Annotated in this window: 15 protein-coding genes and 1 pseudogene; 9 read left to right on the plus strand and 7 right to left on the minus strand. The window is 56.6% G+C overall.

The window, feature by feature from the left end:
• Positions 1–27 precede the first annotated feature (27 nt).
• The gene (gene ldtE / locus PGR29_RS12120; protein ID WP_113374141.1) at positions 28–1,014 is read left to right on the plus strand and encodes a L,D-transpeptidase LdtE; all 987 of its coding nucleotides are present in this window, start codon (positions 28–30) and stop codon (positions 1,012–1,014) included.
• Between the two features lie 60 nt (positions 1,015–1,074).
• Here the strand turns inward: ldtE and PGR29_RS12125 are convergent, their stop codons facing one another.
• The 3 genes and pseudogenes from PGR29_RS12125 to PGR29_RS24980 form a co-directional block, all read right to left on the minus strand.
• Positions 1,075–1,311 (minus strand): major outer membrane lipoprotein, encoded by a 237-nt coding sequence (locus PGR29_RS12125; RefSeq protein ID WP_002908860.1) that lies wholly within the window; start codon positions 1,309–1,311, stop codon positions 1,075–1,077.
• A gap of 311 nt (positions 1,312–1,622) precedes the next feature.
• Positions 1,623–3,035, minus strand: coding sequence for a pyruvate kinase PykF (gene pykF / locus PGR29_RS12130; protein ID WP_047056319.1), 1,413 nt, complete (start codon positions 3,033–3,035; stop codon positions 1,623–1,625).
• A gap of 7 nt (positions 3,036–3,042) precedes the next feature.
• A pseudogene (locus PGR29_RS24980) lies at positions 3,043–3,177 on the minus strand (hypothetical protein); the annotation flags it as partial.
• On the opposite strand from PGR29_RS24980, the gene PGR29_RS12135 reads away from it, so the two are divergent.
• Together PGR29_RS12135 and fumD are read left to right on the plus strand one after the other, a co-directional pair.
• Complete coding sequence (locus tag PGR29_RS12135; RefSeq protein WP_161799851.1) at positions 3,173–3,304, plus strand: hypothetical protein; 132 nt, start codon at positions 3,173–3,175, stop codon at positions 3,302–3,304. The pseudogene PGR29_RS24980 and the gene PGR29_RS12135 sit on opposite strands and share 5 nt — an antisense overlap.
• Before the next feature lie 235 nt (positions 3,305–3,539).
• Positions 3,540–3,752, plus strand: a complete 213-nt coding sequence (fumD, locus tag PGR29_RS12140) for a fumarate hydratase FumD (protein ID WP_213316754.1) — start codon at positions 3,540–3,542, stop codon at positions 3,750–3,752.
• A gap of 26 nt (positions 3,753–3,778) precedes the next feature.
• On the opposite strand, the gene PGR29_RS12145 is transcribed toward fumD, so the two are convergent.
• On the minus strand, positions 3,779–4,417 hold the full coding sequence (locus PGR29_RS12145) for a TetR family transcriptional regulator (protein WP_087857909.1): 639 nt from the start codon (positions 4,415–4,417) through the stop codon (positions 3,779–3,781).
• Between the two features lie 127 nt (positions 4,418–4,544).
• Between PGR29_RS12145 and PGR29_RS12150 the strand changes: the two genes are divergently transcribed.
• The 4 genes from PGR29_RS12150 (at position 4,545) to PGR29_RS12165 (ending at position 9,442) form a co-directional block, all read left to right on the plus strand.
• Complete coding sequence (locus PGR29_RS12150) at positions 4,545–6,395, plus strand: bifunctional sugar phosphate isomerase/epimerase/4-hydroxyphenylpyruvate dioxygenase family protein (protein ID WP_316424587.1); 1,851 nt, start codon at positions 4,545–4,547, stop codon at positions 6,393–6,395.
• 76 nt (positions 6,396–6,471) lie between these two features.
• Positions 6,472–7,794 (plus strand): MFS transporter, encoded by a 1,323-nt coding sequence (locus PGR29_RS12155; RefSeq protein WP_271031874.1) that lies wholly within the window; start codon positions 6,472–6,474, stop codon positions 7,792–7,794.
• 15 nt (positions 7,795–7,809) lie between these two features.
• Positions 7,810–8,646: a shikimate dehydrogenase family protein gene (locus PGR29_RS12160; RefSeq protein ID WP_316424589.1), complete on the plus strand. Its 837-nt coding sequence runs from the start codon at positions 7,810–7,812 to the stop codon at positions 8,644–8,646.
• Positions 8,647–8,704: 58 nt separating this feature from the next.
• Entirely contained in the window at positions 8,705–9,442 is a 738-nt protein-coding gene (locus PGR29_RS12165) for a substrate-binding domain-containing protein (protein WP_316424590.1), read from the plus strand.
• Here the strand turns inward: PGR29_RS12165 and PGR29_RS12170 are convergent.
• The 3 genes from PGR29_RS12170 to PGR29_RS12180 are packed head-to-tail and all read right to left on the minus strand — an operon-like array spanning position 9,429 to position 12,230.
• Positions 9,429–10,178 carry an ABC transporter ATP-binding protein gene (locus PGR29_RS12170; RefSeq protein ID WP_316424591.1) on the minus strand — a complete coding sequence of 250 codons (750 nt, stop codon included), beginning with the start codon at positions 10,176–10,178 and terminating at the stop codon, positions 9,429–9,431. The two genes, PGR29_RS12165 and PGR29_RS12170, sit on opposite strands and share 14 nt — an antisense overlap.
• On the minus strand, positions 10,175–11,182 hold the full coding sequence (locus tag PGR29_RS12175; RefSeq protein WP_213316760.1) for a FecCD family ABC transporter permease: 1,008 nt from the start codon (positions 11,180–11,182) through the stop codon (positions 10,175–10,177). The genes PGR29_RS12170 and PGR29_RS12175 overlap by 4 nt, the downstream gene beginning before the upstream one ends.
• Positions 11,172–12,230 carry an ABC transporter substrate-binding protein gene (locus PGR29_RS12180; protein ID WP_113374135.1) on the minus strand — a complete coding sequence of 353 codons (1,059 nt, stop codon included), beginning with the start codon at positions 12,228–12,230 and terminating at the stop codon, positions 11,172–11,174. The genes PGR29_RS12175 and PGR29_RS12180 overlap by 11 nt, the downstream gene beginning before the upstream one ends.
• 136 nt (positions 12,231–12,366) lie before the next feature.
• On the opposite strand from PGR29_RS12180, the gene PGR29_RS12185 reads away from it, so the two are divergent.
• Both PGR29_RS12185 and PGR29_RS12190 read left to right on the plus strand, forming a co-directional pair.
• Complete coding sequence (locus PGR29_RS12185) at positions 12,367–13,086, plus strand: polyphenol oxidase family protein (RefSeq protein WP_316424592.1); 720 nt, start codon at positions 12,367–12,369, stop codon at positions 13,084–13,086.
• Between the two features lie 80 nt (positions 13,087–13,166).
• Positions 13,167–14,570, plus strand: a complete 1,404-nt coding sequence (locus PGR29_RS12190) for a DUF7594 domain-containing protein (protein ID WP_316424594.1) — start codon at positions 13,167–13,169, stop codon at positions 14,568–14,570.
• The last annotated feature ends 17 nt before the right edge of the window (positions 14,571–14,587 follow it).

Genomic DNA, 14,587 nt, shown 5'->3' on the forward strand with positions numbered 1-14,587 from the left:
TTTATCAGCGAAAGAAGGAATCTCAGTATGAAACGCGCGTCTCTCATCACGATGACCCTTTTCGCAGCTCTGAGCGCGCAGCACGGCGCCTGGGCTGTCGATTATCCACTTCCCCCTGCCAACAGCCGTTTGATTGGCCAAAACCAATACTGGACGGTACAGGAAGGGGATCGCAACCTGCAGGCTATCGCCCGCCACTTCGACACGGCGGCGATGCTGATTCTTGAAGCCAACGATACGATTGCGCCGGTGCAGCCGAAGCCGGGCACACGGGTCTTAATCCCATCGCAGATGCTGCTGCCGGATGTCCCGCGTGAAGGCATTGTCGTCAACCTGGCCGAGCTCCGGCTGTACTATTTCCCGCCGGGGCAAAATCAGGTGCAGGTTTATCCGCTCGGCATTGGCCAGTTAGGGCTGGAAACGCCGGAGATGACCACCCGCGTCGGGCAGAAAATCCCTAACCCGACCTGGACGCCGACTGCCGGTATTCGCGCGCGCTCACTGGAGAAGGGTATTAAGCTGCCGCCGGTGATCCCCGCCGGGCCCAATAACCCATTAGGCCGCTACGCGCTGCGACTGGCCTACGGTAACGGCGAGTATCTGATCCACGGTACCAACGCGCCTGATAGCGTCGGGCTACGGGTGAGTTCCGGCTGTATGCGAATGAACGCTGACGACATCAAGGCGCTGTTCAGCCAGGTGCGCGCGGGCACGCCGGTACGGATTATCAATCAGCCGGTGAAGTTTGCGGTAGAACCCGATGGTAAACGCTATGTAGAGGTCCACAGGCCGCTTTCGCAAACTGAAGGGGAAAATACCCGGACAATCTCTTACACGCTTCCTGCCGCGTTTCAGGCCTTTTCTGACGATAAAGCGGTGGATGACCTGCAGCTGAAAAAAGCGCTGTCGCGAAGAGCGGGATATCCGGTGGTGGTTTCTGAAGGGGCGGGCAGCGCGACGACCGAGCTGTCAGCGCAGAATAGCCAGCAGAATGACACTAAACTGACGCAGTAGGGTAAAACAACAGGCAAAAAAAATGGCGCACAATGTGCGCCATTTTTATTACCAGAACTCTTACTTACGGTAAGAGTGAGCCTGGTTGTCCAGACGCTGGTTAGCGCGAGCTGCGTCGTCTTTAGCAGCCTGAACGTCAGAACGCATTGCGTTCACGTCGTTGCTCAGCTGGTCAACTTTAGCGTTCAGAGTCTGAACGTCAGAAGACAGCTGATCGATTTTAGCATTGCTGGAGCAACCAGCCAGCAGAGTAGAACCCAGGATTACCGCGCCCAGTACCAGTTTAGTACGATTCATTATTAATACCCTCTAGATTGAGTTAATCTCCATGTAGCGTTACAAGTATTACACAAACTTTTTTGGGATGAGAATATTTTTTTTATCCGAATGCACTTATTTTTGATCGTTCGCTCAAAGAAGCATCGAATTCGTCGATTTGGTTTAAAAAGCGCTGTGAAAACAGAAGGCTTCCATCGGATTCATCTTAGATAATCTCTTATTAAATAGTAAAATCCGATTTGCATTTTTATTAAGAACAGCTAGGGAATGAATAAAAAAAAGCGCCCCAGAGGAGCGCTTTAAAAAAAGATAAAATAACCTGTAAATTATTACAGCACGTGCACGGAGGCTGTGTTGGTGGTGCCGCTTGGAACCAGCGCGCCAGAAACCATCACAACCACGTCGCCTTTACGCGCCAGGCCGCTCTGCAGCGCCAGCTCTTTACCCAAGTGGTAGAAATCATCAGTAGAGGCGATCTCTTTCACCAGCTGCGGTACCACGCCTTTGCTCAGGACTAACTGACGAGCGGTGGTTTCGTTGGTGGTCAACGCAAGGATAGTGGCGTCCGGGAAGTATTTACGCACGGCGCGTGCGGATTTACCGCCCTGGGTGGCGACGACAATCAGCGGCGCTTCAAGTTTCTCAGCGGTTTCAACTGCGCCGCGGCAAACCGCTTCGGTAATGCGCAGTTTGCGGTTGTCGTTGTTGTAATCCAGGCGGCTGGTCATCACGCGGTCGGTACGCTCGCAGATGGTCGCCATAATGGTAACGGCTTCCAGCGGGTATTTACCTTTCGCGGATTCGCCGGACAGCATTACGGCGTCGGTGCCGTCGAGAATGGCGTTAGCGACGTCGCCTGCTTCAGCGCGGGTCGGACGCGGGTTTTTGATCATGGAATCCAGCATCTGGGTCGCGGTAATAACGACTTTGCGCGCGCGGATACATTTTTCGATGATCATCTTCTGCGCGAAGATAACTTCTTCTACCGGGATTTCAACGCCCATATCGCCACGAGCAACCATGATGCCGTCAGACGCTTCGAGGATTTCGTCGAAGTTGTTCAGGCCTTCCTGGTTTTCGATTTTGGAGATGATCTGGATGTTTTCGCCGCCGTGCGCCTTCAGGTGCTCGCGGATTTCAACCACGTCAGAACGTTTACGGATAAAGGAAGCGGCTACGAAATCAACGCCTTGCTCACAACCGAAGATCAGGTCCTGCTTGTCTTTTTCAGCCAGCGCCGGCAGAGCGATAGAAACGCCCGGCAGGTTAACGCCTTTGTTCTCGCCGAGGTCGCCGTTGTTCAGCACTTTACAGATAACTTTGTTACCTTCGATCGCGGTCACTTCCATACCGATCAGACCATCGTCGACCAGTACGGTGTTGCCGACGCTCAGGTCGGTGGTGAAGCCTTCGTAGGTCACCGCAACGATTTCATTGTTGCCGATTACGGATTTATCAGTGGTGAAGGTAAAGGTCTGGCCCGCTTTCAGGGAGACGTCGTTGCCGCCTTCCAGCTTGATGGTGCGGATTTCCGGCCCTTTGGTGTCCAGCAGGATTGCGGCTTTCTTACCGGTTTTGTTCATCACATTGCGCAGGTTCTGGATGCGCTGACCGTGTTCCGCATAGTCGCCGTGAGAGAAGTTCAGACGCATGACGTTCATGCCCGCGTCCAGCATTTTGGTCAACATCTCTTCGGATTCGGTTTTCGGACCGATGGTGCAAACAATTTTGGTCTTTTTCATGACAGTCTTAGTCTTTAAGTTGTGAAGGATATGGAAATCTCGCTCCGAGGGCGCACTGCCGCGGAGTCAAACCTGTGTTACGAAAGTTGCAATGCCACGCTCTAAGGATAGGTGACAACAAAAGAGCGTGCAGAAGAATGTGTGCTGGCGGTTCAGCCCATGAAAAGTGGCAATGTTTTGTACGTTTTTTTGTGCAGTCCAATGCGCTGAAACCATTCAAGAAAGAATCGAGGCGCATTATACGCTGCCGAAACGAAAAAGGAAAATAAAAACGGCGTTTCATTTTTAGTGTGATTAATGTAACAAAATTCACACGATTCGCTCGCGAAGCTGCAACACACTTTTGCCGCTGCGGATCAGATTAAACGGTGTTTTATCATATTTACAAACCTATTAAAGGCAGTAAAACGCTTCATTGAGTGGAAAAAAATAGCGCAGTTTGCTTTATTATAAAATCGTATCAATAATGAATTGATTGATAATGATAATTTACGAGTCTTAATAATGGGAAATAAAGCGAAAGACGACGAGCTCTATCAGGAAATGTGCCGCGTAGTGGGTAAGGTGGTATTGGAAATGCGCGATCTTGGCCAGGAGCCAAAACATATTGTTATCGCCGGAGTCGTACGCACCGCGCTGGCAAATAACAAAATTGAACGTTCAGCGCTGACCCGCGAGGCGATGGAAAGGGTGATTCACGCGTTATCGGGGCACTAAACGTCGCGCCCCAACATAAGCCGCGCTTAAGAGATTACGAACCTAATCACCGCTTTTACCGCGATTTCGCAGTGGTGCGAGACCATCTCTTCGTCGTCGATTTCTGGCAGCGGATCGTCGAGATACAGGCTGCTGAAAGTATAAAAATTCGATACCTGATAGAAGCTAAAACTACTGATCAGCCTATGCACGTCGCGCGCCTGCAGACCAGCCTGGAAAATCCCCTGTTGCTGGCCGCGTTGCAGAATATCTTCGATAATCGACAGCGCGGTACGGTTAAGCGGCTTCAGCTCTTCTGAACCTTTCAACCACTTGCCGCGCTGCATGTTTTCCATGCAGATAACCCGCATGTAGTCGGCGTGAGTGGCGTGATAGCGCACGCTCCATTTCACCAATTGCACCAGCGCCTCAACCGGCGGCAGGTGCTCCAACCCCAGCTGTTGCTCCGTTTCACGGATCCGTGCATAGACATGTTGCAGTACCGCCTGGTACAGCTGCTCTTTGCTCTTGAAGTAGTAGACCACCATGCGTTTGGTGGTTTGCGCCTCGATGGCGATCTGCTCCATACGCGCGCCGGGAAGGCCATATTCGGCAAACACGGTAATGGCGGCGGCGAAGATGCGCTCCTTCAGGGATTGTGCTTCATCATGAGCAATGAGGGACATAACGACTCCTTTTTCTGTGGAGACAAAAAATACACATATTGATCACAATTCAGCAACCAAATCTGGCACCTGTGAACCAAATGATACATAGTCAGTGCTCATGTCGATTGATGACCCGAGGACTCTTATGTTGCGTTCCATCGCTACCGTTTCGATATCCGGTACTTTACCCGAAAAGCTGCATGCTATTGCTGCGGCCGGTTATCAGGGCGTTGAAATCTTTGAAAACGATCTGCTCTATTATACGGGCACGCCGCGCGATATTCGCAACCTTGCCGCTGAATTAGGGCTAAAAATCACGCTTTTTCAGCCCTTTCGCGATTTCGAGGGCGCCAGCCGCGCGCAGTTTGCCGCTAACCTGCAGCGGGCTAAGCGGAAATTCGCTCTGATGCATGAATTAGGCTGCAATACCATGCTGCTCTGTAGCAATGTCCAGCCGGACTGTTCGGCCGATATCGAACTACAGGTCGCCGACCTGCGCATGCTGGCCGATCTTGCCGAGCAGGAAGGGATCGTCATTGGCTACGAAGCGCTGGCGTGGGGAACCCACGTTAACCGCTGGCGTCAGGCATGGGAACGGGTGCAGCGGGTGAACAGCCCGGCGATGGGCATCGTCCTTGATAGCTTCCATATTCTGTCGCTCGGGGATGATCTACAAGGACTTGCCGAGGTGCCGGTTGAGAAAATCACCTTCCTGCAGCTGGCTGACGCGCCGTTGATGAAGATGGATGTTCTCGAATGGAGCCGTCATTTCCGCTGCTTCCCGGGCCAGGGGCAACTGCCGCTGGTGGATTTCGCCCGTGAACTGACCCGCTGCGGCTATCGCGGACCCTGGTCGCTGGAGATATTCAATGACGGCTTTCGCGCCTCACCCAACGGCGCCACGGCAAAAGATGGCTACCGGTCGTTGCTGTGGCTCGAGGAGCAGACCCATCGGCAGCTTGCCGATTGCGATGCGGCGTTATTTTCACCACCTGCGCTACCGCGCTATGACGGTCTGGAATTTATTGAGTTCGCCGCCAGTCCGGCGGAGTCTATCGCGCTTGGCCAGCGCCTGACGCAGTTGGGTTTTAAGCTCCAGGGCAAGCATCGGTCTAAGCAGGTTGCGCTCTGGTGCAATGGTGAGGCGCGGGTGATTGTTAACGCGCAGCCGCACAGCTGGGCCGACCATTTTCATCAGCGCCACGGCATCTCGTTGTGCGCAATGGCGCTGCGGGTGAGCCACAGCGCGCCGGTTGTGGAGCGCGCCCGCGCCTACGGTTATGCCACCTGGCAGGGGGATGCCGGGCCAAATGAGAGTTCGATCCCGGCGGTTTGCGCCCCGGATGGCAGCCTGATCTACCTGGTTGAAACCGGTGACGACATCTACGCCCGCGATTTTCATTTACAGGCAGCAGCGCCGCGCGACGATTACAGCGGCATTGACCATCTGGCGTTAGGCATGGAGGCCGACAGCCGCGACAACTGGATTATCTTTTTCCGTACGGTTTTCGGCTTCAGTCTCGAACATGAACAGACGCTGCCCGATCCATACGGCCTGGTACGCAGCCTGGCGGTTCATAGTCCGCAGGGCGATATCCGTCTGGCGCTGAATATTTCACAAAGTCGAGCCACGCAGATTGCGCGGTCGGTCGCCTGTTATCAGGGCGCCGGGCTACAGCACGCCGCTTTCGCCTGTCGCGATTTACCCGCAACGCTCGAAAGTCTGCCGCAGGCCGCGCTGAACGCGCTACCGATCCCGGCGAATTACTATGAGGATCTGCTGGCGCGCTTCGGGGGAGAGCCGCAGGTAGAGACGCTGCAACGCCTGCAAATCCTCTATGACCGTGACGCCCACGGCGGCGAATTCCTGCATCTCTATACCCGGCCATTCGCGGCGGGGCGCTTCTTCTTCGAATTAACCGAACGGCGCGACGGTTACGCCCAGTACGGCGCGGTGAATGCCGCTGTCCGCCTTTCGGCCATGCAGTACAGCTAAACGTAGCAAATGGTTCACAACACGACATCGCAAACACAATAACAACATTCATCTGTACTCAAGACAGGACACGACTATGAACTCTTATAGCCATAACCAGGCGACGGCGGCGGATACCGCGACCACCGTGCCTCGCTCCCGGCGGCGTATCGGGATCCTGGCGCTGCTGGCCGTCGGCACGATGATTAACTATCTCGACCGCACGGTGCTTGGCATCGCCGCGCCGAGACTGACCGCCGAGCTCGGCATTGATGCCGCCATTATGGGAATTGTTTTTTCGGCCTTTGCGTGGACCTACGCGCTGGCGCAAATTCCCGGCGGTATTTTCCTCGATCGTTTCGGCAATAAGGTGACCTATTTCCTCTCATTGGCGCTGTGGTCGCTGTTCACCTTATTTCACGGTATGGCGATTGGCTTAAAAACGCTATTGCTGTGCCGCTTCGGTCTTGGCGTCAGTGAAGCGCCCTGTTTTCCGGTCAACAGCAGGGTAGTGAGTACCTGGTTTCCGCAGCAGGAGCGCGCGAAGGCCACGGCGGTCTACACCGTTGGCGAATATCTCGGGCTGGCCTGTTTCTCGCCGCTGCTGTTCTGGATTATGGGCAGCTTCGGCTGGCGCGCGCTGTTTATCAGCGTCGGGGTTGTTGGCATCCTGTTCGCGCTGGTCTGGTGGCGTTGCTACCGCGAACCCCATCAGGACAGTCGCCTGAGCGACAGTGAACGCGAACATATTCTTCGCGGCGGCGGGCTGGCTAGCGCGCAGCGGCAAAAAAACGCTTTTAGCTGGCCGCTGGTGCGCCAACTGTTGGCAAAACGACAGGTGATTGGCGCCAGCGTGGGTCAATTCGCTGGTAATACCGTGCTGGTCTTCTTTCTGACCTGGTTTCCAACCTACCTGGCGACCGAGCGCCACATGGCATGGTTGAAAGTGGGCTTCTTCGCCATCCTGCCGTTCCTCGCCGCGGCGGGAGGCGTGCTGTTTGGCGGCTGGCTCTCCGACAAGCTATTGAAAGCCACCGGTTCGGCCAATCTGGCGCGTAAGTTGCCTATCGTCGTCGGGCTGATGATGGCCAGCAGCATTATTTCCGCCAACTGGCTGCCGAGCGACCTGGCGGTGATCCTGATGATGTCTTTTGCCTTTTTCGGTCAGGGTATGGTTGGCCTCGGCTGGACGCTAATCTCCGATATCGCGCCGCAGGGGCTTGGCGGGATAACCGCCGGCATCTTTAATTTCTGTACCAATCTGGCGGGGATCCTCACGCCGCTGATTATCGGTTTTATCGTTGCCGCTTCCGGTAGTTTCTTCTACGCGCTGGTCTATATCGGCGGCGCGGCGCTGCTTGGCGTAGTGGCCTATCTGTTTATTCTTGGCGATGTCAAACGCATCGAACTTTCGCAGTAACGACAGGAGTAAGGCATGATCATTAGTGGTCATACGCGGCTGATAGCGCATCTTGGTTATCCGACCGCCAGTTTTAAAGCGCCGATGATTTATAACCCATGGCTGTCCCATTGTGAGGCGGACGTCAAAGTGGTGCCGATGGGGGTGAAGCCGGAGGATTACGCGGCGCTGGTGCCAGCGCTGTTTTCCATGACGAATATCGTCGGCGCGCTGGTCACCATGCCGCATAAAATGGCTACCTGCGGGCTGGTAGACCAGCTGAGCCCGACGGCGACAATCGCTGGCGCCTGTAATGCCATCCGTCGCGAAGTCGATGGCAGCCTGCGCGGCGATATGTTCGATGGCGAAGGTTTTGTTCTGGGGATTAAGCGCAAGGGCTTTCAACCACAAGGGGCGAGAGCGCTGGTGATCGGCTGCGGCGGCGTCGGCTCGGCGATTGCCGCGTCGCTGGCGGCCGCAGGGGTCAGTACCTTGACGTTGTTCGACACCTGTGAAGCCGCCGCCGAGGCGCTGGCGGAGCGGCTGCATCAGCACTATCCACGTCTGGAGCTCGTCCTGATGCAGCGCGATCCCATCGCGCAGGATCTGGTGGTCAACGCCACGCCGCTGGGTATGAAAGCGGATGATCCGCTACCGCTGGACGTTTCGCGCCTGTCGCCGCGCACCTGGGTTGGCGAGGTGGTGATGAGCGTTGAATACACTCCGCTACTGCGGGCGGCGCAGACGTTGGGGTGCCCGATTCAGCGCGGTACCGATATGCTATTCGAGATGATCCCGGCCTATCTCGAGTTCTTCCAGCTCCCGGTGGCGACGCCGGAACAGCTGCGCGAACGGGCCGAAATTCGCTACTGAATCAGCAAAAAAGGCGTTACCCTAGCGTTATGTTTTTGTCTTTATAGCGATTCGTGTGATGACCACTTCATTGACGCTGCTGGCGGCGGGGAGCCTGAAAAGCGCTTTCCTCCCGCTGCTGGCGCGATTTCAGCAGCTTAGCGGCATTCCTGTCGAGGCGCAGTTCGGCCCGGCCGGTCTGCTGCGCGAACGCATTGAAGGCGGTGAACGCTGCTCGCTGTTCGCCTGCGCTAATACCGAACACCCTCAGGCGCTGCTGCAGGCCGGGCTTGCGAAAAATTGCTGTTCGTTTGCCGCCAACCGGCTGATGCTGACCGCACGCCGCACGCCTGACACCGATCGCGCTGACTGGCTGGCGTTGCTTCGCGACGGGCGACTGCGGCTGGCGACCTCCACGCCGGGCTGCGATCCCTCCGGTGATTACACATGGCAGCTTTTCGCTCTCCTTGAGGCCAGCTTTCCGGGGCTCGGACGGGCGTTGATGGCCCGGGCACAGCAGCTGGTCGGCGGCCGGGCGTCGCTGACTGTGCCGTCGGGCATTACCGCTGGGGCGTGGCTGATTGGCGAAGACTTTGCCGATCTGTTTATCGGTTACGCCCACTATGCGGTTCAGATGACGGAGAGCGCGCAGTTTCGCACGTTACTCATTCCCGAGCCGTGGAATATACGCTGCGAATATCAACTGGCGGAAATTGAGGAAAGCGCCGCCGCGCGGCAGCTACGGCGCTTTATCACCGCGGAAGAAGGGCAGAACTTTCTGCGCGCGGCAGGTTTTTTGGCCGTTAACGATGGATAGTAAACTGCGGCGCCAGTAACGGCACCGCGCTACCGGGATGATGGATTTTGTGGACCGGCAGGCCGTAGGCGCGGCGCAGGTTTGTCTCGCTGAGCACTGCGAATGACTCTCCCGCCAGCCATTCGCCGCCGGGCAACAGCAGCAGGGTATGGCTGGCGACCTGCAGGGCGTGAGTCGGATCATGGGTAGTGAACATCACCGTGCGTTTCTGCCGATGAGCAAGGTCGCTAATCAGCTGTAACACAATCTGTTGATTGGCCAGATCCAGCGCTGAGCAAGGTTCATCTAACAGGATATTCTGGCTGGCGCTGACCAGCGCGCGGGCTATGAGCGCCAACTGCTGCTGACCGCCGGACAGGGCGCGAAAAAGCTGATTGGCCAGCGCGGCGATCCCCAACTGCGCCAGCGCCTGTTGAACCTCCCGTTCATCTTCCGGCCCCGGCTGCGCGAACAGATCGACGTGGCGGGCGCGCCCCATCAGCACCACATCGCGCACTTGCCAGCCAAACGCCGGACGAAATGACTGCGGCACGATGGCGACGCCGCCTTCCACGCTAAATTTCCCGCCGAGCGGCGGCAGAACGCCGGTCAGGGTATCCAGTAGCGTGCTTTTACCACGACCGTTGGCGCCCAGAATTGCCCAGATTTGCCCGTGACGGCACTGCATTGATAGTGGGGCGAAGAGCGGCTGACGATGACCATAGCGCAGGGCGTCCAGTGATAAGGAAATGTTCATTGGGCCACTCCGCGGCGTTGAGACTGAATTAGTAAAAGGGTAAACAGCGGCGCGCCGAGCAGGGCGGTAATAATGCCAATTGGAATCTCCGCCTGGGTTAAGGTGCGCGCCAGGTCGTCCACCACCACCATAAACGCGCCGCCGAGCCAGAATGCCGTTGGCAGCAGGCGGCGGTGATCGGCGCCGACCAGCAGTCGCGCCAGATGCGGAATCACCAGCCCGACCCAGGCGATGCTGCCGCTAACCGCGACCTGGGCGGCGACCAGCACCGCGCAGCAAACCAACACTCCGCGGCGCAATGTGGTCACTGAAACGCCAAGACCGCGCGCATCTTTATCATCCAGCGCCAGCAGGTTGATACGCCAGCGCAGCTTTAGCAGGATAACGGCGGCGACGGTGACCGGCAGCGCCATGGACAGTACTTTATGCCAGTTAGCGGTGGCAAAGCTGCCGAGCAGCCAGAAAACGATATTCGGCAGGGTTTCTTCCGTGTCGGCAAGGTACTGCATCAGGCTGACCAGCGCGGCAAAGAAACCGCTGAGAATAATGCCGGAAAGGATCAGCGCCAGCGTGTTTTCACGCCCTTGCAGCCTGGCAATCAGATAAACCAGCGCCAGCGCGGCGAGGCCGAAGAAGAAGGTACACCCCATCATCGATATGATGTCAAAACCCAGCAGGATCGCCAGCGTGCCGCCGAAGGCGGATCCGGAGGTCACGCCGATGATATGCGGGTCGACCAGCGGGTTGTGGAATACGCCTTGTAGCGTCGCGCCGCATAGCCCCAGCGAGCCGCCGGCCAGCAGCGCCATCGCTACCCTGGGAAGTCTGACTGACCAGACTATCTGCCCGGCGACGGCGCTGGCGGACGCGCTATGCGTAAGCTCATGAAAGACCTCATTCAGGCTGAGGGGGTACTGCCCCAGGCATAGCGAAGCGATAGCGATAAATAACGTTGCCGCCGCCAGCCCGCCGTGCAGCAGGGCCCAGTGAAGGTTACTGCGCATTCGGCGTCCATTTCACGCGGTAGAAGCGTTGATAGTAATCCTGCGCTTTGGCATCGACATCGACGTTCCGGTAGCGGGAAGGATAGAGCTTTTTCGCCATCCACAGTTCGCCTATCGCCAATGCCTCTGGCATTGGATAGCCCCAGGCCTTGGCGTATTCCGGCATCAGCCATACGCGGTGGTTTTTCACCGCGTCTATCGTCTGCCATTGCGGGTCGTTTTCAATCTGTTTGACCACCTGCGGATAGCGGTCCTGGACGAAGATCACCTCGGGGTTCCACTGCAGAACCTGTTCCAGCGAGACTTGACGCGCCCCCTTAACCGTCGCGGCCGCAACGTTCAGCGCCCCGGCATGCTTCATCATCAGACCGGTATATTTGCCGGAGCCGTAGGTGTTGAGATCCGGGTTGGCCATGTACACGCGCACCCGCTGATTCTCAGGGATACCGGCGACCGGGGCGTTAGCTTCTGCCCGCGCCGCGAAGGTGTAATCAATCAGCGCTTCGGCCTGGCTTTGGCGTTCGACGACTTCGCCAATCAGGCGGATCCCTTGTTTGAGCCCATTGTTATAGGCCTGCTCTTCATTGGCCATCGTCGGATTCATTTTGCTTTTCTCTCCCGCCGCGTCCTGGCGCAGAGAGATGGCGATAACCGGAATACCGGCATTTTGGATCTGCTGGATCATCGCCTGCGGCGCGTAATTAGCGACGAACACCACCTGCGGATGCAGCGCCAGCAGGCTTTCGATATTGACCTGCGTTAAATCACCCGGCGTTGGCAGATTTTCAATAGCGGGCATAAAGCGGACAAACTGCGGCCCGAGCTGTTTTTTCCAGCTGCTTAACACGCCAACGATATCGTCGCCGGCATTCAACTGGACCAGCAGATTAAGCGTCTGGTGCTGCAGGACGACCGCGCGGGTGATGTGATCCGGAAGCGTAACCTGGCGGCCCAACTGGTCGGTAACGGTGCGGTCGGCAAAGGCCTGGCTGGTGAACAGGCTGGCGCTACACAGCGCCAGGCCTAAAAGTAAACGGTGTGGTGACATGGATTAACCCGGTTGGATAAGAATAATCGATATATACTAAATTATATAGCGATGCCAAAAACAAAGCATCAACATCTTGCGTAGCGAGCGGCCTTGGCCTACGGTAAATCCACCACCAATCCATTCATGCGACGTTATGTCTTATCCATCCCGCTTGTTAAGTGATATTCCCGGTATTCGTTACGCTTTTCTTGATGTGCACGAAACCGCCGCCTTTCCGTACAGCGAAATGGCGCCGGTTAAGCTAGTGCACGGCAATGTTGTTCATCACTATCAGGAGCCGCTGGCAGAGCGGCCGCATGCCGATGCGGTGTTTACGGCGCTGCGTGGGCAAAAGGTCGGCGTCGTCACCGCCGACTGTTTACCGCTGTTAATGGCTTCGCGGGATGGGCGCTATGTTTGCAGCGTGCATGCCGGCTGGCGCGGAGCGGCGAGCGGCATTATTGAAAACAGCCTGGCGCTGTTTCACCAGCATCAGGTGGCGACAGAAGAGATTGTGGTGGTCTGCGGGCCGCATATTCACGCCTGCTGCTATGAGGTTTCGGCCGATTTTTATCAAACGCTGTTGACCATGCCGGCGGGCAAGCTGGCAAAACGGTACAGCGACGAGCTCTTTCATCAGCGCCTCGCCCCACCAGGAAACGGGCAAGCGCAGGCGACCGGTAGCGATAATCTGTGGTTCGATCTCCGCGCGCTGGCGCAACGGGTGCTGCAACAGGCCGGGGTGGCGGCGGAAAATACCGAATGGCTGGGAAGCTGTACCTACTGTACGCCGCAGGCGCTCGGCTCCTACCGTCGGCGTACCCATTTTCCGGCGGCCAAAACCTTCCAGTATTCATGGATTATGCGTGAATGAGATAAAATGATGTTTGCTGATGTGTAACATCGGCGCACGCTTGCTATCTCTACGGTCCTTCAAACAAGGAGGATCGTAAAATGAAAGCTAACTCAGTTGTACTGGCCCTGACGCCGCTGCTGGCCGCCAGCGCTTTTTCCGCCCATGCAGGACCGCAAGCCCAGGCGGTATGCGGCTACAGCCACACCCTTGGCGACGACGCGATTATGATGTTCGGCATGCCCAACCAGGCGATGTGGCATGATTTCTTCGGCAATAGCCACACCGACGCGGTCTCAACCTATCAAACCCTGCGCGCACAGCCGGAAACCACCTGTGATAACAAGGCCGACAGTTCTGCATACTGGGCGCCGTCAATGAAGTTGCCGGATGGACAAATTGTCACTCCGGCTTATCAGAAAACCTATTATCAGGCGACCAAAGTCGAACAGTATCCGCTGCATCCTTTCCCGTCGGGGTTAGAGCTGCTGGCTGGCGACCACCACGGCTCCGCGCCGAGCTCGCGGATAACCTTCCTGTGCGCCAACGGTAAAGGCTATAGCAACAAAGCCGGTGAGGTTTGCGGCCTGCGTAAAGCGGGCGATGCCGTACAGTTTAATATCGGTATTCAGTTCCCCAACTGCTGGGATGGCGTCAACCTCAAACCGAGCCACGACCACAGCAACGCCGCCTATGATGTTAACGGCGCCTGCCCGGCCGACTATCCGGTAAAAATCCCGACGGTAAATATGAATATCGCCTACGAGCTGCCGCAGATTACGTCTCTGGACACGGCGAAAATTGAGCTGTCGATGGACCCGGTAATGAAGGGCGATAAACGTGAAGAGAAGTGGGGCAGCATCTATACCGCCCATGCGGATTTCATGAACGGCTGGACGGTAGAGGGCGCGCACTTCATGACCGAACACTGTATGAATGACGGTATGGATTGCGGTACCAACGTGCCTTATAGCTTCTCGCTGGCGGAAGAAAACGCGGTGGTTGAGAGCGCGCAGCCGAATGTTAACTTTGGGACGCCTGAAGCGCTGCAGATTTCCGATAACTGGAAGAACGGCGGCCGTACCAGCAACCCGGAAACCCTGACCCTGGTGAAGTTTAAAATCCCGGCGCTGCCGAAAGATCAGGACGCGTCGCTGTTTAAGTATCGTCTGCGTCTGTACGGCGGCAAGGTTGAAACCAACGGCGCGGATCAGATTTTCTTCTATCCGGCCAGCAATAGCTGGAGTGCGTCAAGCGTGACCTGGAAGCATCGCCCGACCTGCAGCTACAATTCAGATGCTCAACTGTATCTCAATTCATCTCGTGAGTATCGGATGGTGGATATCGATAAAGCGGTGCGTAAGGCGCTGGCGGAAGGGAAAACCGAAATCTCCTGGTACATCGGCGGCGACCGTCAGGGCAACCACTATCAGTTTGACGCCGCAGCGGCGCAGAAGCAGCCGATCCTGATGCTGGTTGGCTTTAAAACCACCCCGGAAATTTAATTTCCAATAAAGGTAAG

This window comes from Klebsiella sp. 141203, assembly GCF_032601985.1.
Lineage (GTDB): Bacteria > Pseudomonadota > Gammaproteobacteria > Enterobacterales > Enterobacteriaceae > Klebsiella > Klebsiella aerogenes.